Consider the following 18321-nt stretch of genomic DNA (forward strand, 5'->3'; position numbering starts at 1 on the left):
GCGGTGAGGTATGTCACAGGCCGGTGAGCAGGCGCACTCGGCCGGGCGCCTCAGCCCTGCCTCGCGCCTTGTGCCCCCGACCTCAGGCTCCCTGTCTCACGCTTCCGCGACCGACTCCCCCGCCTCCAGGGCCTCCAAAGCCTCCAAGGCGTCCTCCGGGAGGAACCCGGGCAGCCACTCCTCCAACTCCTCGCGCAACCGCACCGTCGCGCCGAGCTGGCACAGGACACCGATCGTGCTCAGCGTCACCCGGTGTATCAGCAGGTAGGCCGGCGGCAGGTTGAGCTGCTTGCCCAACTGGTGGGCGGGGGAGCGGGGGTCGGCGATCCTCGCCGCCTGGCTGCGCATCCAGCCACGGGTGAACGTGAACTCCTCCACCTTGGCCGGCTCGATGATCGGCAGCAGGTAGTCGAGGACCGCGTCGGGATCCAGCTCGATGGAGTCCTTGACGAAGCCCTCTGTACAGAGGAGTTCGTAGACCGTCTCCGCGTCGCCGTCCAGGGTCATGCGCAGGGACTCGCCGATCGGGTCCGGCAGGCCGCCCGGGAGCCGGTCCACCGTGCCGAAGTCCAGGACGCCCAGGCGCCAGTCGTCCTCGCCGGCCGGCCCGCCGGGCAGAAGCCGGAAGTTGCCGGGGTGCGGGTCGGCGTGGAGCAGGCCGGTGCGAGCCGGGCCGGAGAAGAGGAATCGGGACAGCAGCTGGCCGGCGCGGTCGCGCTGCTCCCGGGTGCCGTCGGCGATCACCTCGGACAGCGGCACACCGTCCATCCACTCGGTGACCAGGATCTGGTCGCACTGGTGGACGACCGCCGGGACCGCGAAGTCGGGATCGTCGGCGAACTCCTCCGCATGGGCGTGCTGGGCCTGCGCCTCCAGGCTGTAGTCGAGTTCCTCGGAGACCCGGTCCTTGAGCTCGGAGATCAGCGGTTTGACGTCCATACCCGGGATGAGGGGGCCCAACAGCCGTGCGAAACGGCTGAGTTGGGTCAGGTCCGACAGCAGGGCCTCACCGGCTCCCGGGTACTGGACCTTGACCGCGACCTCCCGGCCGTCGTGCCACACCGCTCGGTGCACCTGGCCGATCGAGGCCGCCGCGGCCGGTTTGTCGTCGAACTCCAGGAACAGCTCGGACCAGTCCTCGCCGAGCCGCTCCGCGAGCACGGAGTGCACCGTGCGGGTCGGCATCGGGGGCGCCGCGTCCTGAAGCTTGGTGAGGGCCGCGCGGTAGGGGCCGGCCACCTCCTCGGGGAGGGCGGACTCGAAGACGGACATGGCCTGCCCGAACTTCATCGCACCGCCCTTCAGCTCGCCCAGCACCTTGAAGAGCTGCTCGGCGGTGCGCTGCTGCAGCTCGCGGCTGACGATCTCCGCGGACTCGCCCACGATCCTCTTGCCCAGACCCCAGGTCGCCCGCCCGGCGAAGCCGAGCGGGAGCGCGGCGAGCTTGGCGGTCCGGGTGACCGCCTTCCGGGGAAGATCAGACATGCGCCCTCCAAGTCCCAGCCAGCCGCGCCGCGTCCGTCGTACGGCGTAACCCCTTCGAATGCCGTTGCTCCCCCATTGTCGCGTGCGATGCCTGGTCCTCGGCGGTGTGTTCCTGCTTACCTTTCTCCGCGGCCCCGCACAGACAGGCCGAGTGGGGCCATACCGGTCGCGGGTGCCACTGGAGAGTGGGGACGGAGACCTCCCAGCGGGCGCCCGCGCTCGACGGGGTCCGGCCGTCGAGGAAGGCGAGCGCGTGGGCCGCCGCCAGCCCGGCGACCGTCGTGGCCAGGGTCAGATCGCAGGCGCGTGCCGCGCGCCGCTTCCCGGAGTGCCACTGGGCGACCAGCCGGGGCCAGGCCGGGTCCCGGTCGGTGCGCTCCTGCTGGAGACAACCGGCGCAGCCCGTCTCACCCGGCAGCACGAGCGGGCCGACCACGCCCGTGCCCTCCACGACCCCGGTGTAGAGATGCGGTGTGCCCGAGGCGATCAGCGGTTCCGCAGCCGAGGGAGCGGGAGCGTGCACGGACACGTCGTCCCGTGGCGCGATGATCACCAGGGAGTGGCCGGGGGTGTCCGCCCCGGCCGGTGAGCCTGTCTTTCTGCGGGGTGGGCGGCCGGGGGCGGCGCGGCGCACGGCGCGGCGAGCGGCTTCGTCCCGACGCTCGCCGACCGCCTCGGCGGGCAGGCCGCCCGGTGCCACGTCCGCAGGCTCCACCAGGCCGCCGTCCCGCACATCCACCTCGCCCACCCCCGCACCCGACAGCAGCGCGGCCAGTACCACGCCGACCCGGCCCGCTCCCCGTACCTGGACCCGCAGTCGGCCTCGGGCTGTCAGATGCTCCATCGCGTCACCAGGTTCCGACGTGATGAGGGACAGTGCGGCGAGATCAGGGCGCAGCCGGTCCATGACCTCCTTCTTCTCCCGCAGCGCGGAGGCCTCCGGCCCGCCGCCGCGTGCGTCGTCGAGCAGCCCCGCCCGCGTCAGCCGCTCCACCAGCCGGTCGACATGGCCGTCGGGCAGATCCATCCGGCGGCCCTCCTCGCGCAGGAGAGGGAGGCCGCGGGTGCCGTCCAGCAGATCGAGGAAACTGCCCGTCGCCGTGTCCACCGGGCCCAGTGTCAGCGCGTGCGCCGGTGTCATACCGAACTGCACCGTGTTGAGGTCACGCCAGCCGCGCCGCAGCGCGGGCTTCACCATCGGATGCATCAAAGGCCCCCGTATGCCTGGAATCTCCCCGTAAGGTCGGCGGAGCGGGGGCGTGGGGGTGTCCTCGCTCCGCCGACGAGTGCCAGCATGCCCGGGACCGCTCGGGCGTGCCGAAAGTTGTCCACAGGCACGGGCGTTCGTCGTACAAATCCGTCGTACGAGGCAAAGGCGGCGGAGGAGATCGGAAGCGAACCGTCCCGGAGTCGGGACTTCCCCCGTGTGCAGCGGGTAACGTCGGGGCGTGTCCGCCGACCCACTGCACCGCGCCGGAAGCCCACAGCGCAGCGCGACGAGCCAGCCGCCGAGCGGCTCGGGGGCGAGCGCGATCGAGGTCCGCAGAAGCGCCCGTCGACGTCGGACGGTCTCCGCGTACCGCGAGGGCGATCGCACCATCGTGCTCATCCCTGCCCGGATGTCCGAGGCCGAGGAGCAACGCTGGGTGAGCGTCATGCTCGACAAGCTCGCCGCCCAGGAGAGCCGGCGGGTGCCCGGCGACGCCGAGTTGGCCGAGCGCGCGGAGCGGCTGTCGGCCCAGTGTTTCGGCGGCCGGGCCCGGCCCACCTCGGTCCGGTGGGTGACCAACCAGAACACCCGCTGGGGCTCGTGCACACCGGCCGAGGGCAGCATCCGGCTGTCGCACCGGCTCAAGGGCATGCCCGAGTACGTCATCGACTACGTCCTCGCCCACGAGCTCGCCCATCTGCTCGTGCCCGGCCACGGCCCCGACTTCTGGCGGCTCCTGGAGTCGTACCCGCGCACCGAGCGCGCCCGCGGCTACCTCGAGGGCGTCGTCGCGGCCGAGCGGCTGCCCCAGCCGCCCGGCGCGGGCGGGGAGTGACCTGCCGCGCGCGTGAGCGAAACCGGCCGGTAGCAGGTGACGCGGGTTGTGTACCGGGTCTGTACCGACATCGTGCGTTGTCAGACTTTGCCGTTAGCCTGACGCGACGCACTCACAAATCGGGATGGGGGACGGTCGTTACGCATGCCCAGGGAATTCCAGCGCGGCCACAAGGCCAGGATCAGTGACCTCACCGCGGGCACCGATCTGTACGTAGGCGTGCAGATCACCGCTCCCGGCCTGACCTTCGACATCAGCTGCTTCGGCCTCGACGCCGACGAGCGGCTCTCGGACGACCGGTACTTCGTCTTCTTCAACCAGCCGAAGTCCCCCGAGGAGTCCATCCAGCTCCTGGGCGCCCAGGCGGGCGACACGGAGTCCTTCCGTATCACTCTGGACCGGATCCCCCAGCAGATCCGCAAGCTGTCCTTCACGGCGACCCTCGACGGCGCCGGGCAGATGTCGCAGATCAACCCCGGCTACATCCGCATCGTCGCCGGCGGCGAGGAGGTGGCCCGCTACGCCTTCAACGGCTCGGAGTTCACCACCGAGCGGGCCGTGATGCTGGGCGACTTCTACTTCAAGGACGTGTGGCGCTTCGCGGCCGTCGGACAGGGCTTCGACGGCGGCCTGGACGCGCTGCTGAAGAACTTCGGCGGCGAGGTCGCGGAGGAGGAGGCGCCCGCCGCCCCGCAGCAGCAGCCGCAGGCCGGGGCCGCTCCCGGCTTCGCCCCGCCCGCCTTCGGCGCACCGTCCGCACCCGCCCCGGCGCCCGCTCCGCAGCAGCCGCAGCCCGCCGCCGCGCAGGGCTTCGCGCCCCCGCCCGCCGCGACCCCGCCGCCGGCCCCGGCCCCCGCACCCTCGATGCACGCCGCGCCGACCATCGTCGCGCCGCTGACACCGCCCGGCGGCGGTCACGTCCCGCCGCCCGCCCCGGCACCGGCTCCGTACGGCCAGCCGCCCCAGCAGCAGCCGTACGGTCAGGGCCCGGCACCGACCGCGCCCATGCCTCCCGGCTACGGCCAGCAGCCCCAGGCGCCGCAGGCCCCGCCCGGCTACGGACAGCCGCCCGCGCCGCCCGGATACGGTCAGCAGCCGCCGTTCGGGCAGGTCCCGGGGCAGCAGGCGTACGGCGTGCCGCAGGGCGCGCCCCAGGGCGGCGCGGGTGTGACCGCCGCGCTCCAGCAGTTCAAGGAGACGCCCACCGGGCAGCGCTGGACGCCGCAGACCAAGAAGATGATCCGCGTCGACCTCGCCATCGGCGGCCAGCCCGTGCTCGCCCGCCAGGGCAGCATGGTCCTCTACCAGGGCAAGGTCGACTTCAGCTACAAGGGAGCCGGATTCGCCGGCCGGATCGTCGGCAACGCGACCGGCCAGGAGATGCAGCTGATGCGCTGCACCGGCCAGGGTCAGGTGTTCCTCGCCGAGAACTCCACCCAACTGCACCCCATCGAACTCCAGGGCGACGCGATCTGCGTCTCCGCCGAGAACGTCCTCGCCTTCGACGAGAGCCTCCAGTACGAGGTCCGCCGCGTCGAGGGGCACGGCATCCCCGGCGGCGCGCTGTTCACCATGCAGTTCCAAGGCACGGGCACGATCGTCGTGAAGACGCACGGCACGCCCGTCGTCCTGCCGGTCACGCCCACCACGTTCGCCGACTGCAACGCCGTCGTCGCCTGGTCGGCCGCCTCCCAGGTGGTCGTCTCCAGCCAGGTGCGGATGCGCCGCAACGCCTACCCGGGCGACACCGGAGAGAGCGTCAACCTCCAGTTCCGGGGAGCTCCCGGCAACTTCATCGTCGTCCAGCCGTACGAGGTCTGAGGGAGCCCGTCATGAACCAACCGCTCGCGGGCTATGCCCCCGCACCCGTCACCGCCCGCATGGAGAACCACGGCAACCACATGCTGAAGGTCGCCATGCAGACCGGGAACGACCTCTTCGCGCGCGTGGGCTCGATGGTCGCCTACGAGGGCTTCGTCCAGTACGAGCCCAACCCGCCGGCCGTCCGCCAGATCGCCCGCGACTGGATGACCGGCGAGGGCGCGCCCCTCATGAAGTGCACCGGCGACGGCCTGCTCTACCTCGCCGACTACGGGGCGAACGTGGTCGTCATCCAGCTCAACGGCGACGGCATCTCCGTCAACGCCACCAACCTGCTTGCCTTCGACGCGCACCTCACCTGGGGCGTCGAGCGCGTCAAGGGGCTCGCGAAGTTCGCCGGCCAGGGCCTGTGGAACACCAAGATCTCCGGGCAGGGCTGGGTCGCGCTGACCTCGCGGGGCAAGCCGATCGTCGTCGACTGCGGCGGCGGCGAGGACGAGACGTACGTCGACCCCGACGCGCTCGTCGCCTGGTCCCCGAACCTCAAGGTGAAGGGCAAGCGCAGCTTCAAGGCGCAGTCGCTCATCGGCCGGGGCAGCGGCGAGGCCTACCAGATGGCCTTCTCCGGCCAGGGCATCGTCGTCGTCCAGCCCAGTGAGGACAGCACCGACCGCCTCCGGGTCCGGGGCTGAGGGGGAGCCAGAAACGCCATGCAGAGCCCACTTTTCGCGCACAACGACTCGCAGACCCAGGAACGCTGGAGTCTGCAGAACAAGCAGATGCTCCGGGTCACCCTGGAGGGCCACGACGACATCCTCGCCCGCAAGGGCACGATGGTCGCCTACCAGGGCCTGATGGAGTTCGACGCCGAGTACCAGAGCAACAACCAGGGACGCGCGCGTGCGCACACCGGCGAGGGCCTGGACCTGATGCGCTGCCACGGGCAGGGCACGGTATACCTCGCCAACCTCGCCCAGCACGTCCACGTGGTGGAGGTGGAGCAGGACGGTCTGACCGTGGACAGCAGCTATGTGCTGGCCATGGACTCCGCGCTGCACCACGAGGTCATCGCCGTCGACAGCCTCTACGGCATCTCCGGCTCCGGGAAGTACCAGCTCAACATCACCGGCCGCGGCAAGGTCGCGCTGATGACCTCGGGCGCGCCCCTGATGATGCAGGTCACGCCCGACAAGTACGTCAACTGCGACGCCGACGCCATCGTGGCCTGGTCCACCGGGCTGCGCGTGCAGATGCAGGCCCAGACGCACACCTCCGGGGTGTGGCGCCGACGCGGCAACACCGGTGAGGGCTGGGAGCTGAGCTTCATGGGCTCCGGCTACGCGCTCGTGCAGCCCAGCGAGCTGCTGCCGCCGCAGAACGCCCAGATCGGCTCCGGCCTGGCCGCCCAGTACGGCATGGGGCAGCAGGGGGCGCGCGCTCAGAACCAGGGCAACGTCTGGAGCTGACCCTCCGGACGGCAGACGTAAGGGGCGATCACCCGGTGGGTCGCCCCTTACCCGTTGCGGCCCGTTCTGCGGCTCACAGCCGCGCGCGGGTCGCTTCCAGCAGCCGTACGACCGACCCGTCGGCCACGCCCGCCACCTCGTCGTAGGCGAACCAGCGCAGGTCGAGGGACTCGTCGCTGATGGTCTCCACCGCCCCGGCCGGAGCGAGCGCCGCGTACTGGACGTCGTAGTGCCAGGCGCAGGGCGTGAGATGCCGGTCGAGCCGGACCGGGCCGCCGGGCAGCAGGGTCAGCCCCGGGACGCCCGACTCCTCGGTGCCCTCCCGCAGGGCCGCGGCCGCCAGCGTCGCGTCGGCCGGCTCGCAGTGGCCGCCCGTCTGCAGCCACATGCGCAGCTTCTTGTGGAGCGTGAGCAGCACCCGCCCTCGCTCCGGGTCGATCACCAGGGCGCTTGCCGTGAGGTGGCCCTCCCCGCAAGCCTTCCGCATGCCGTCCGGGTGCGCCGCGAGATGGTCCAGGTAGGTCTGGCGCAGCTCTTCCTGGCCCTCGTACCCCTTCAGGACGAGGACCGCGTCGTCGTACAGGCTCACTCGGTGTCGTCGCCCCCGGAGTCGTTCTCGTCGTCCTTCTTCAGGTTCGGCCTCTCGCTGTGGCCGCCGCCGCTCGCCGCCTCGCCGAGCATCTTGTCCAGCTCGGAGAAGTCCAGCTGCTCGCGGTGCACGAAGCCGTCCGGGTCGTCCAGATCGGACGCCGTGGGCAGCATGTCCGGGTGGGCCCACAGGGCATCCCGGCCGTCGACCCCGCGCGCGTCCGTCAGCGAGGCCCACAGCCGGGAGGCGTCGCGCAGCCGGCGCGGGCGCAGCTCCAGGCCGATCAGCGTCGCGAAGGTCTGCTCGGCGGGACCGCCCGTGGCACGGCGTCGGCGCAGCGTCTCGCGCAGCGCGTCCGCGGACGTCAGACGCGGCTTCGCGGCCGCGTGCACCACCGCGTCCACCCAGCCCTCGACGAGCGCCAGGGCCGTCTCCAGACGGGCCAGGGCGGCCTTCTGCTCCGGGGTGTCCTCCGGCTGGAACATGCCCTGCTGCAGCGCGTCCTGAAGCTGCTCGGGGTTCTGCGGGTCGAACTGGCCGACCACGTCCTCCAGCTTGGCGGTGTCGACCTTGATCCCGCGCGCGTAGCCCTCGACCGCACCGAACAGGTGCGAGCGCAGCCACGGCACATGCGCGAAAAGGCGCTGGTGGGCGGCCTCGCGCAACGCCAGGTAGAGCCGCACCTCCTCCTTCGCGACGCCCAGGTCCTTGCCGAACGCCTCGATGTTCACCGGCAGCAGCGCCGCGCGCCCGGCCGGGCCGAGCGGCAGACCGATGTCGGTCGAGCCGACGACCTCGCCCGCGAGCACGCCCACGGCCTGCCCGATCTGCGAGCCGAACATCGCGCCGCCCATCGACCGCATCATGCCGATCAGCGGGCCCGCCATGGCCTGCATCTCCTCCGGCAGGACGTCGCCCATGGCCGCGCCGACGCGCTCGGCGACCGGGTCGACGAGCTCCTTCCACGCGGGCAGGGTCGCCTCGACCCACTCCGCGCGGGACCACGCCACCGCCGAGCCGGCGCCGGACGGCAGCGACGTCGCGTCGTCCAGCCACAGGTCGGCCAGGCGGACGGCGTCCTGGACCGCGGTGACGTCGGCGGGGCCGACGCTCGCGTCCTTCACGCCGTCGGAGGTGCCCTGGGAGACCTGCTGGCGGGCGATCTGCTTGGCCATGTCCCAGTTCACCGGGCCGCCCTCGTAGGAGAGCATCTGGCCCAGCTGCTGGAACGCGGCCCCCAGGTCGTTGGGGTTCAGTGAACCGAACATCGCGGCGAGCGGGTTGTCGGCGCCCGGGCCGCCCGGGCCGCCGAAGCCGCCCGCGCCGGGCAGCCCGCCGAAACCGAACGGGTTGGCCGGTCCCTGACCACCGCCGCTCTGCGGGTCCTTCTTCTTGCCCTCGTCGCCGTCTTCCGGCTCCTCCGGCGGAAGGCCGAATCCGAATGGGGTGTCACTCACGGGGTTCCTCGGCTGGTAAGGCCACCGGTTATCGGCCGGCGGCGACTGCCCTGCAACACCACCCAGCGTAGACACCCCGGCTCGATCGGGCCTCGGTGCTTCGCCGACTCCTGGCCTGCGGCAGGATGGATGCCACCTGGTACGTACGCGTCACTCACGCCCGTATGCCAAGACAACCGCTGGAGACACCTGGTGAGTTCCCCAGATCCGCAGGTTCGCGCAGCGCGAAACCACTCAACCCCGAGCGGTGCGCGCGGGCCCGTCGTCGCCGTGACCGGTGCCGCGACCGGGGTCGGCGCGCTGCTCACGGAGCGGCTCGCCGCATCGGAGGAGGTCAAGCAGGTCGTCGCGATCGACGAGCGGCGGGGGGAGTGCGACGCGGCGCAGTGGCACATCCTCGACGTCCGCGACCCGGCGATCGCCGAGAAGCTGCGCGGGGCGGACGTCGTGGTCCACCTCGCGCTCGACCTCGACCTGGGGAGTGACGCCGCCGCCCGGACGGCCTACAACGTGCGCGGTACGCAGACCGTGCTGACGGCCGCCGCGGCGGCCGGGGTGCACCGCGTCGTGCTGTGCACCTCCGCGATGGTCTACGGGGCGCTGGAGGACAACGAGCTGCCGCTCGCGGAGGACGCGGAGCTGCGCGCGACGGCCGAGGCGACCGGCGTCGGCGACCTCCTGGAGATCGAACGGCTCGCACGGCGCGCGCCCCGGGCGCACCCGGGACTCAACGTCACCGTGGTGCGGCCCGCGATCCTGGTCGGCGGCACCGACACCGCGCTGACCCGGTACTTCGAGTCGCCGCGGCTGCTGGTCGTCGCCGGTTCGCGGCCGGCCTGGCAGTTCTGCCACGTCGAGGACCTGGTGGGCGCTCTGGAGTACGCCGTCCTGGAGAAGGTCGACGGAGAGCTGGCCGTCGGGTGCGACGGGTGGCTGGAGCAGGAGGAGGTCGAGGAGCTCAGCGGGATCCGGCGGATGGAGCTGCCGTCGGCGGTCGCGCTGGGCGCAGCCGCCCGGCTGCACCGGATCGGGCTCACGCCGTCTCCGGCGGGCGACCTGGCGTACACGATGCACCCCTGGGTGGTGAGCGGGAGCAGGCTGCACGACGCGGGGTGGCGGCCGCAGTGGACGAACGAGGAGGTCCTCGCGGAGCTGCTGGCGGAGGTGTCCGGACGGCACACGGTCGTCGGCCGGCGGCTGGGCCGCAAGGACGCGACCGCGGCGGGTGCGGCCGGTGCGACGGTGGCCCTGTTGGGTGCGGCGGCGGTGGTGCGCAGGGCCCGGAAGGCGCGGCGGCGATGAGCGCGGGGGCTTCCCGCCGACGGGAAGCCCCGGACGGGCCGACTTTGGAGGTCGCTCCAAAGCGTCACACGCGTGTACCGGGCGATGACGCTATTCCCCCTGGTCTCAGGCGTGCGGCACGATGGGGGTATGGCAGACACCAACGACCACCCCGGCGAGCAGGCGGCGCAGGATCCCGTCAAGCTGATCGCCGTTCGTGACACCGCGCTCTCCCTGGACGAGGTTTTCCGGGCCGTCGGGGACGCCGCGGCCGGCGGGACGGCGCTGTTCGTGGGCACCGTGCGCAACCACGACGGGGGCGCCGACGTCGACGCCCTCGGCTACTCCTGCCACCCCAGCGCCGAGGCGGAGATGCGGCGGATCGCCGAGAAGGTCGTCGCGGACTACCCCGTGCGCGCGCTCGCGGCCGTGCACCGCGTGGGGGACCTGAGGGTGGGCGACCTCGCCGTCGTCGTCGCCGTCTCCTGCCCGCACCGCGGGGAGGCCTTCGAGGCCTGCCGGAAGCTCATCGACGACCTCAAGCACGAAGTTCCCATCTGGAAGCACCAGAAGTTCTCGGACGGCACGGAGGAGTGGGTCGGCGCGTAGCGCCGTCGTTGAGGGGTGGTGGTCGGGTGGCGGGAGGGCGGGTCGGCGCGTAGCGCCGTCGTTGAGGGGTGGTGGTCGGGTGACGGGAGGGCGGGTCGGCGCCTGCTGAACCCTTCCGGTCACGCCCCTGGGACCACCCGTCCGGTTGCGTAACCGCACCCCTGCCGTGAGCGTTGTCAGTGCGGATGGTTAATCTGCTGATCAGTCAGTTGCGGTGGCTCATCGGGGTTGGGAGGTCGGCATGGCTGCGCTCGCCTGGTTGCTGATTCCGCTGGTCGCCGCGATCGGCGCCGGCCTGTGGGGCAGTTGGGCCAACCGGACCCGCAAGGCCCGCAGTGACGGCCCTGAGCTGGACGGATACGCGCGCTTCCGCGCGGCCATGGAGAAGCCCCACTCCCATACCTGACCCGGGTGGCAGCCCTGACGGTGCGCTGACAGACGCGTCACGTAATGTCGAGTCATGCCACGCCGCACCGCGACGATGCTCGCCTCCACCCTGATGCTGATCGCGCTTCTGTGCGCGGGAGTACTCATCCCCGTGCCGTATGCGGAGATGTCCCCGGGGCCGACGGTGAACACACTCGGCGACCACGACGGCGAGCCGGTGCTGCAGATCTCCGGGCGCAAGACCTACGCCACCAGCGGCAACCTCAACATGACCACCGTGCGCGTCACCAGCGCCGACTACCGGATGAACCTGGTCGAGGCCGTCTACGGATGGCTAGCGCACGACAACAAGGTCGTGCCGCACGACACGCTCTACCCGGACGGCAAGACCGAGGAACAGTCCACCCAGGAGAACGCCGAGGAGTTCAGCCAGTCCCAGGAGAGCGCCAAGGTCGCCGCCCTGAAGGAGCTGGACATCCCGGTGACCTCCTGGGTGATCGTCTCGACCGTGGTGAAGGCGTCCCCGGCGGAGGGCAAGCTGCACGCCGGTGACGTGATCAAGGCCGTGGACGGCACCGTGGTGAAGGAGCCGGGCGACGTCGCCGAACTGGTGACGAAGCACAAGGCGGGGGAGAACGTCGTCTTCACGATCGTGCCGGCGAAGGAGCAGGCGGCCGCCGAGAAGGCGAACAAGACGGCGACCAAGACCCAGGACGTCACCATCACCACCGCGAGCTCCGACGACACCGGTGAGAAGCGGGCCATCGTCGGGATCTCGGCCGGAACCGACCACACGTTCCCGTTCACCATCGACATCAAGCTCGCCGACGTCGGCGGGCCCAGCGCCGGTCTGATGTTCTCGCTCGGCATCTACGACAAGCTCACCCCGGGCAGCCTCACCGGCGGCAAGTTCGTCGCCGGCACCGGGACCATCGACGACACCGGCAAGGTCGGGCCGATCGGCGGCATCGAGCTGAAGACCGTCGGCGCGCGCAGCCAGGGCGCCCAGTACTTCCTGACGCCCGCCGACAACTGCGCGGCCGCCGCCAAGGACACCCCCTCGGGGCTCAGGCTCGTCAAGGTGAACACCATCGACGACGCCCTCACCGCCCTCAAGGACATCCGCAGCGGCGACACCGCCGACCTGCCGAAGTGCACGAAGTAGCCGGCAAACCGACCACCCCGCGGATGTTCCGCAGGAGCTACTCCGCGAACGTCGCCGACAGCGCCTCCGCGAGGCCCGGCACCAGGCCCGCGCCCGTGAGGACCTCCGTCGGGGCATCCTTCTCGCGCAGCCGAAGAGCCGAGTCGCGGGTGCCGTCGCGCAGCACGCCGACCGTCATCCGGACCTCCTGACGGTCCGGGTGGTCCGCCACCCACTTCGTGAGCTTCGCCCCGCTCAGCCCCTGCGGGACCTGGGCCTCGGCGGACGGGGGCAGCATCAGCCGCTCCACGGTGAGGGCGCAGCCGACCACCGCGTCGGGCCAGGCGATCGTGGCGAGGAACTCGTCGAGCGGCTTGTCCGTTGGCACTTCGTCCTGCTCGATCGGAGTGAGACCGGTCGTCACGGGCTCGTCCTGAAGGCCGAGCTGGGCGGCGAGCGAGGGTTCCTGGGCTCGCAGCCGAGCGGTGTCTACGAGGGCGAAAAGGCGGGCGGGCTGGTCCCAGCCGAGGCCGGAGGCGTACTCGTCGATCTCGAGTACGGCCCGGGTGAGCGGGCTCGCCGCCATGGGAGTGTTGGACATGGTCACAATCCTCTCTCGTTCCTGGCCGGAATCGGGAACCGAGTAAACGGTGAGTAAGTTGCATAGGTGTGGGCTCGCGATCACGGGGGGCCACGAACGGTCCACGAACACGCGGGCCTGACGGATCAATTTCGACTTCGAGGTGCGCACCTTGGCTTTCCAGATGCCGGACCGCGGCGGAGGCCCGACAGGGCCGCGGATGAGAGTGGGCCGCCCGTCCCGGCGCGTCCGGACCCTGCTCATGACACTGGGCGTCCTTGCCGTTCTCGGCATGGCGTTCACCATGTTCGCCGGGTTCTGGACGGACTGGCTCTGGTACCGCTCGGTGAACTACTCGTCGGTCTTCACCACCACGCTGTGGACCAAGATCGGGTTGTTCTTCGTCTTCGGCCTGCTGATGGCACTCGCGGTCGGCCTCAACATCTGGCTGGCCCACCGGCTGCGGCCGCCGCTGAGCGCGATGTCGGTCGAGCAGCAGAGCCTCGACCGCTACCGCATGGGCATCGCGCCGTACAAGACATGGCTGCTGCTCGGCATCACCGCCCTGGTCGGCCTCATCGCCGGCGCCTCCGCGGCGGGCCAGTGGCGGACGTGGCTGATGTGGGTCAACGGGGTGTCCTTCGGGCAGAAGGACCCGCAGTTCCACCTCGACGTGTCCTTCTTCGCCTTCGATCTGCCCTGGTACCGGTTCCTGCTCGGCTTCGGCTTCGCCGCCACGGTCCTCTCCCTGATCGCCGCCGCGCTCACCCACTACCTGTACGGCGGGCTGCGCGTCACGAGCCCGGGCGCGCGCGCCACGGCCGCGGCCACCGGGCACCTGTCGGTGCTGCTGGGCATCTTCGTCACGCTGAAGGCGGTCGCCTACTGGCTCGACCGCTACGGCCTGGCGGTGAAGTCCAGCGACTTCAAGGCGACGGACAACTGGACGGGCCTGCGCTACGTCGACGCCAACGCCTACCTGCCGGCCAAGACGATCCTGTTCTGCATCGCCGTCATTTGCGCGCTGCTGTTCTTCGCCACCCTGTGGCGGCGCACCTGGCAGCTGCCCGTGATCGGCTTCGGCCTGATGGTGCTCTCGGCGATCCTCATCGGCGGGCTGTACCCGGCGATCGTCCAGAAGTTCCAGGTCCAGCCGAACGAGCAGGCCAAGGAAGCCCCGTACGTCGAGAAGAACCTCAAGGCGACGCGCGAGGCGTACGGCATCGACGGCGCGCAGGTCACCGAGTACTCGGGCACCGGCACCACCCAGGACAAGACGAAGCTGCGCGACGACGCCGACGCCGCCGCGAGCATCCGGGTCCTGGACCCGAACATCGTGTCCCCGACCTTCCAGCAGCTCCAGCAGATGCGGAAGTACTACGCCTTCCCGACCAACCTCGATGTGGACCGCTACAACATCAAGGGCACGGACGAGGACACGGTCATCGGCCTGCGCGAGCTGAACCTCGCGGGCGTGGACAAGCAGAACTGGATCAACAACCACTTCCGCTACACCCACGGCTACGGCGTGGTCGCCGCCAACGGCACGACCTCCGACGCCGAGGGCCGGCCGCTCTTCACCGAGTCCAACCTGCCCTCCGTGGGCGAGCTCGGCACGTACGAGCAGCGTGTCTACTACGGCGAGAAGACGACCACGTACTCGATCGTCGGCGGTCCCCAGAAGGAGATCGACTACTCCGACGACCAGGGTGAGAAGACCACCAGCTACACCGGCAAGAGCGGGGTCAACCTCTCCAACCCGATCAACCGGGCCGCGTACGCGGTGGCGTTCGGGGAGCCGCAGATCCTGTACTCCGGAGCCATCGGCGAGGGTTCGCGGATCCTGTACAACCGCACTCCGAAGGAGCGCGTCGAGGCGGTCGCCCCGTGGCTGACCATCGACGGCGACGCCTATCCGGCCGTGGTCGGCAACAAGATCCAGTGGATCGTCGACGCGTACACGACGACGAACGGCTACCCGTACGCCTCGCGTACAACCCTGGGCGACACCACGGCCGACTCGCTGACGGCGACGAACGACAACCGCGCGGTGGTGGCCCAGCAGAACCAGGTCAACTACATCCGCAACTCGGTGAAGGCGACCGTCGACGCGTACTCGGGCGAGGTCAAGCTCTACCAGTGGGACACCGAGGACCCGGTCCTGAAGACCTGGATGAAGGCGTTCCCCGGCACGGTGAAGTCCAAGGCGTCCATCTCGAAGGACCTGATGGCCCACCTCCGGTACCCGCAGGACCTGTTCAAGGTCCAGCGTGAGCTGCTCACCCGCTACCACGTGAAGGACGCCACGACGTTCCTCAGCGGCAGCGAGGTGTGGCAGGTGCCGGACGACCCGTCCAACAAGTCGGGCGACGCGGTGCCGCCGTACTACCTGAGCATGAAGATGCCCGACCAGGCGGCCCAGGCGTTCTCGCTGACGACGACGTTCACGCCCAACGGCCGGGACAACCTCAGTGCGTTCATGGCGGTCGACTCCGAGGCGGGCACTCCTGACTACGGCAAGATCAGAGTTCTGAAACTGCCGACCAGTACGACCGTCGACGGACCCAAACAGGTGCAGAGCCAGTTCAACTCCGAACAGGACATCGCCGAGTCCATCAGACTCCTGAAGGGCGGCGACTCCGACATCGAGTACGGCAACCTGCTGACGGTGCCGCTGGACGGCGGCCTGCTGTACGTGGAGCCGGTCTACGTGCGCGGTGGCGGGCTCAAGTACCCGCTGCTGAAGAAGGTGTTGGTGACCTACGGAGGCAACACCGCCTTCGAGGACACCCTGGACGAGGCCCTCAACAAGGTCTTCGGCGCGGAGAGTACGACCACGCCGCCGGCTGACGAGGGCGACGGCGCCACCACACCGCCGACGTCCACCAACCCGACGGTCAGAGAGGCGCTGGCCGACGCCCAGAAGGCCTTCACCGCGGGCCAGGAGGCGCTGAAGAAGCCCGACTGGGACGCGTACGCCAAGGCGCAGAAGGATCTCGAGGCCGCGTTGAAGCGGGCCGAGGCCGCGCAGGCGGAGGCCGACAAGGGCGCCAAGGCCAGCAGCACACCGAGTCCGACCGGCTCGGCGAGCCCGAGCGGCGCCTCCGGCTCCGGCTCCGGGAGCGGTGCCGGCAGCAGTGCGAGTCCGAGTCCGAGTCCCAGTCCGACAAGCGGCTGATCTTGTCCGCCCCGCGTCGTGGTACGGTTGTGGAACACGACGCGGGGTGGAGCAGCTCGGTAGCTCGCTGGGCTCATAACCCAGAGGTCGCAGGTTCAAATCCTGTCCCCGCTACTGAAAACGAAGGCCCGGATCCGGAAACGGATCCGGGCCTTCGTGATGTGCGAACGCATGTGCCGGGGGACGTGATGGCCGCGCCGCTGTGGGGAGTTGAGGGATCTGTGTTTGACTTGTCTCTCTGTGGGCATGTCGACAAAACGCTGAAGTGACCTTACGGGCCGCGGTATACCAGGTGTACCCGGGTTGCGGGTGGTGCGACGATGGACGTTATGGGGGACAAGGCAACTCTGTTCGAGACAGGGCGGTTTGTGCAGCCTTCCGGCGAGGAAGCGACCCCGGACGAGAGCCGGGACGAGACGGCGGACGCCGTCGAGACGGGTGAGGCCGTCGAGGAGATGCGCCTGCGGCTCGCGGCGGAAGCCGGCGACGCCGAGGCCATGAGCGTCCTCGGGGCCATGCTGCTGCGCCGCGGTGACCTCGACGGCGCCGAGCCTCATCTGCGTGCCGCCACCGCCGAGGGCGACCGGGCCGCCGCCAACAACCTGGGCGTACTCCTCCACCAGCGCGGCTACCCCGACGACGCCGCCGGCTGGTGGCGGGTCGCCGCCGTCGCCGGCTCCGCCGCCGCCGCGCACGCGCTGGGCCGTCACCGCCGTGAGTGCGGGGACGAGCCGGCCGCCGAGTACTGGTTGCGCCAGTCCGCCGAACAGGGGCACGCGCTGGGCGCGTACGCCCTCGCCGACCTGCTGGAGCACCGTGGGGACGCCGGGGCCGAGCGCTGGATGCGGGCCGCCGCCGAGCGCGGGCACCGTGAAGCCGCGTACCGGCTGGCCCGCGCCCTCGACCAGAAGGAATGCGAACCGGGCGGGGAGCGCCGAGGCTCCGTCACGGACGGCGACCAGGACGGGCGCGGCCAGGACAGCGGTGTCGCCGTGCGGGCCGAGGCCGAGCAGTGGTACCGGCAGGCCGCCGCGCGCGGACACCGGCGGGCCGCCCTGCACCTCGGCACGATCCTGGAGAAGCGGGGCGACCTGAAGGAGGCCGGGCGCTGGTACCTGACCTCCGCCAAGGACGGCGAGGCGCGGGCCGCCTGTGCGCTCGGCTTCCTGCTGCGCGACGCCGGCGACACCGAGAACGCCGCCATCTGGTGGCTGCGCGCCGCCCAGGAGGGCGACGGCAACGCGGCGAACGCCCTGGGTGCGCTGCACGCCGAGCGGGGGCAGACCCAGACCGCCGAGCGCTGGTACCGGGCCGCGATGGACGCCGGTGACGACAACGGCGCCTACAACCTCGCCCTGCTCTGCGCCGAGCAGGGCCGCACCGCGCAGGCCGAGCAGTGGTACCGGCGCGCGGCCTACGCCGGGCACCGGGAGGCGGCCAACGCGCTCGCCATCCTGCTGCTCCAGGGCGGCGACACGGCCGGCGCCGAACCATGGTTCTCCAAGGCCGCGGAAGCCGGCAGTGTCGACGCCGCCTTCAACCTCGGGATCCTGTTCGCCGGGCGGGGCGAGGAGCCCGTCGCGCTGCGCTGGTACGAGCGGGCGGCGGCCGCCGGGCACACCGAGGCCGCGCTCCAGGTCGGCATCGCGCGCCTGCGGGACGGCGACGAGCAGGAGGCCGAACGGCACCTGCGGTGCGCCGCCGGGGGCGGGAGCGCGGAGGCGGCCTACCGGCTGGCGGCCGTGCTCGACGCGCGGCGGCCGCAGCAGCCCGCGCACGAGCTCGGGGAGATCGTGCACGAGAAGACCGAGTGCGAGGAGTGGTACGAGCGGGCGGCGACACAGGGGCACCGCCGCGCGCAGGTACGGGTCGGGATGCTGGCCGCCGCCCGCGGCGACGTCGTGGAGGCGGCGCGCTGGTACCGGACGGCCGCGGAGGCCGGATCGCGCAACGGCGCCTTCAACCTCGGGCTGCTGCTCGCACGGGAGGGCAGTGAGCCCGAGGCGGCTGTGTGGTGGACCCGGGCGGCCGACGCAGGGCACGGGCGGGCGGCGTTGCGGCTCGCTCTGGTCTACACGCGTCGCGGCGAGCTGGCGGAGGGGCAGCGCTGGGCGGACCGTGCGGTGTCGCTCGGGCCCGCGGAAGTCTCCGAACGGGCGGCACGGCTGCGGGACGCGCTGCGGGAGGAACTGTCCGCGTGAGCTCCGAGCGAGCTCCGCGTGAGTTCCGGGTGAGCGGTTCTGACCTGCGAAGACGAGCGGCCGTTCAATGGATTTGCC

The 18321-nt window shown here is 71.1% G+C and carries 15 protein-coding genes and 1 tRNA gene; 11 read left to right on the top strand and 5 right to left on the bottom strand.

From position 1 onward, the window contains the following. Positions 1–96: 96 nt before the first annotated feature. Together AB0J04_RS04970 and AB0J04_RS04975 are read right to left on the bottom strand one after the other, a co-directional pair. Positions 97–1485 (bottom strand): AarF/ABC1/UbiB kinase family protein, encoded by a 1389-nt coding sequence (locus tag AB0J04_RS04970; RefSeq protein ID WP_363166960.1) that lies wholly within the window; start codon positions 1483–1485, stop codon positions 97–99. Next, positions 1478–2692 (bottom strand): TOMM precursor leader peptide-binding protein, encoded by a 1215-nt coding sequence (locus AB0J04_RS04975; protein WP_363166961.1) that lies wholly within the window; start codon positions 2690–2692, stop codon positions 1478–1480. The genes AB0J04_RS04970 and AB0J04_RS04975 overlap by 8 nt, the downstream gene beginning before the upstream one ends. Positions 2693–2933: 241 nt before the next feature. Between AB0J04_RS04975 and AB0J04_RS04980 the strand changes: the two genes are divergently transcribed. From AB0J04_RS04980 to AB0J04_RS04995, 4 genes are all read left to right on the top strand, one after another. Continuing rightward, positions 2934–3530: a M48 family metallopeptidase gene (locus tag AB0J04_RS04980; protein WP_363166962.1), complete on the top strand. Its 597-nt coding sequence runs from the start codon at positions 2934–2936 to the stop codon at positions 3528–3530. A gap of 144 nt (positions 3531–3674) precedes the next feature. Beyond that, positions 3675–5351, top strand: a complete 1677-nt coding sequence (locus AB0J04_RS04985; protein WP_363166963.1) for a TerD family protein — start codon at positions 3675–3677, stop codon at positions 5349–5351. Positions 5352–5362: 11 nt separating this feature from the next. After that, on the top strand, positions 5363–6043 hold the full coding sequence (locus AB0J04_RS04990; protein WP_351903116.1) for an AIM24 family protein: 681 nt from the start codon (positions 5363–5365) through the stop codon (positions 6041–6043). An 18-nt stretch (positions 6044–6061) separates the two neighbouring features. Beyond that, positions 6062–6817 carry an AIM24 family protein gene (locus AB0J04_RS04995; protein WP_363166964.1) on the top strand — a complete coding sequence of 252 codons (756 nt, stop codon included), beginning with the start codon at positions 6062–6064 and terminating at the stop codon, positions 6815–6817. 73 nt (positions 6818–6890) lie between these two features. On the opposite strand, the gene AB0J04_RS05000 is transcribed toward AB0J04_RS04995, so the two are convergent. Together AB0J04_RS05000 and AB0J04_RS05005 are read right to left on the bottom strand one after the other, a co-directional pair. Next, positions 6891–7406 carry an NUDIX hydrolase gene (locus AB0J04_RS05000; protein WP_363166965.1) on the bottom strand — a complete coding sequence of 172 codons (516 nt, stop codon included), beginning with the start codon at positions 7404–7406 and terminating at the stop codon, positions 6891–6893. Continuing rightward, positions 7403–8863 carry a zinc-dependent metalloprotease gene (locus AB0J04_RS05005; protein ID WP_363166966.1) on the bottom strand — a complete coding sequence of 487 codons (1461 nt, stop codon included), beginning with the start codon at positions 8861–8863 and terminating at the stop codon, positions 7403–7405. The genes AB0J04_RS05000 and AB0J04_RS05005 overlap by 4 nt, the downstream gene beginning before the upstream one ends. A 192-nt stretch (positions 8864–9055) precedes the next feature. On the opposite strand from AB0J04_RS05005, the gene AB0J04_RS05010 reads away from it, so the two are divergent. From AB0J04_RS05010 to AB0J04_RS05025, 4 genes are all read left to right on the top strand, one after another. Continuing rightward, positions 9056–10165, top strand: coding sequence for an SDR family oxidoreductase (locus AB0J04_RS05010; protein ID WP_358801139.1), 1110 nt, complete (start codon positions 9056–9058; stop codon positions 10163–10165). Positions 10166–10294: 129 nt separating this feature from the next. Beyond that, positions 10295–10753 carry a molybdenum cofactor biosynthesis protein MoaE gene (locus AB0J04_RS05015; protein WP_363166967.1) on the top strand — a complete coding sequence of 153 codons (459 nt, stop codon included), beginning with the start codon at positions 10295–10297 and terminating at the stop codon, positions 10751–10753. A gap of 241 nt (positions 10754–10994) precedes the next feature. After that, on the top strand, positions 10995–11159 hold the full coding sequence (locus tag AB0J04_RS05020) for a hypothetical protein (protein ID WP_363166968.1): 165 nt from the start codon (positions 10995–10997) through the stop codon (positions 11157–11159). A 54-nt stretch (positions 11160–11213) separates the two neighbouring features. Next, positions 11214–12305, top strand: coding sequence for a PDZ domain-containing protein (locus AB0J04_RS05025; RefSeq protein ID WP_363166969.1), 1092 nt, complete (start codon positions 11214–11216; stop codon positions 12303–12305). Between the two features lie 37 nt (positions 12306–12342). On the opposite strand, the gene AB0J04_RS05030 is transcribed toward AB0J04_RS05025, so the two are convergent. Continuing rightward, positions 12343–12885, bottom strand: a complete 543-nt coding sequence (locus tag AB0J04_RS05030; protein ID WP_363166970.1) for a PPA1309 family protein — start codon at positions 12883–12885, stop codon at positions 12343–12345. Between the two features lie 163 nt (positions 12886–13048). On the opposite strand from AB0J04_RS05030, the gene AB0J04_RS05035 reads away from it, so the two are divergent. From AB0J04_RS05035 to AB0J04_RS05045, 3 genes are all read left to right on the top strand, one after another. After that, positions 13049–16042 carry a UPF0182 family protein gene (locus AB0J04_RS05035; protein WP_363167023.1) on the top strand — a complete coding sequence of 998 codons (2994 nt, stop codon included), beginning with the start codon at positions 13049–13051 and terminating at the stop codon, positions 16040–16042. Between the two features lie 40 nt (positions 16043–16082). Next, positions 16083–16156: transfer RNA gene (locus AB0J04_RS05040), tRNA-Met, on the top strand. Positions 16157–16362: 206 nt separating this feature from the next. Continuing rightward, a complete protein-coding gene (locus AB0J04_RS05045; RefSeq protein ID WP_363166971.1) occupies positions 16363–18243 on the top strand; it encodes a tetratricopeptide repeat protein in 1881 nt (626 codons plus the stop codon). Positions 18244–18321: the final 78 nt, after the last annotated feature.

Source organism: Streptomyces sp. NPDC050263 (assembly GCF_040655955.1).
Taxonomy (GTDB): domain Bacteria; phylum Actinomycetota; class Actinomycetes; order Streptomycetales; family Streptomycetaceae; genus Streptomyces.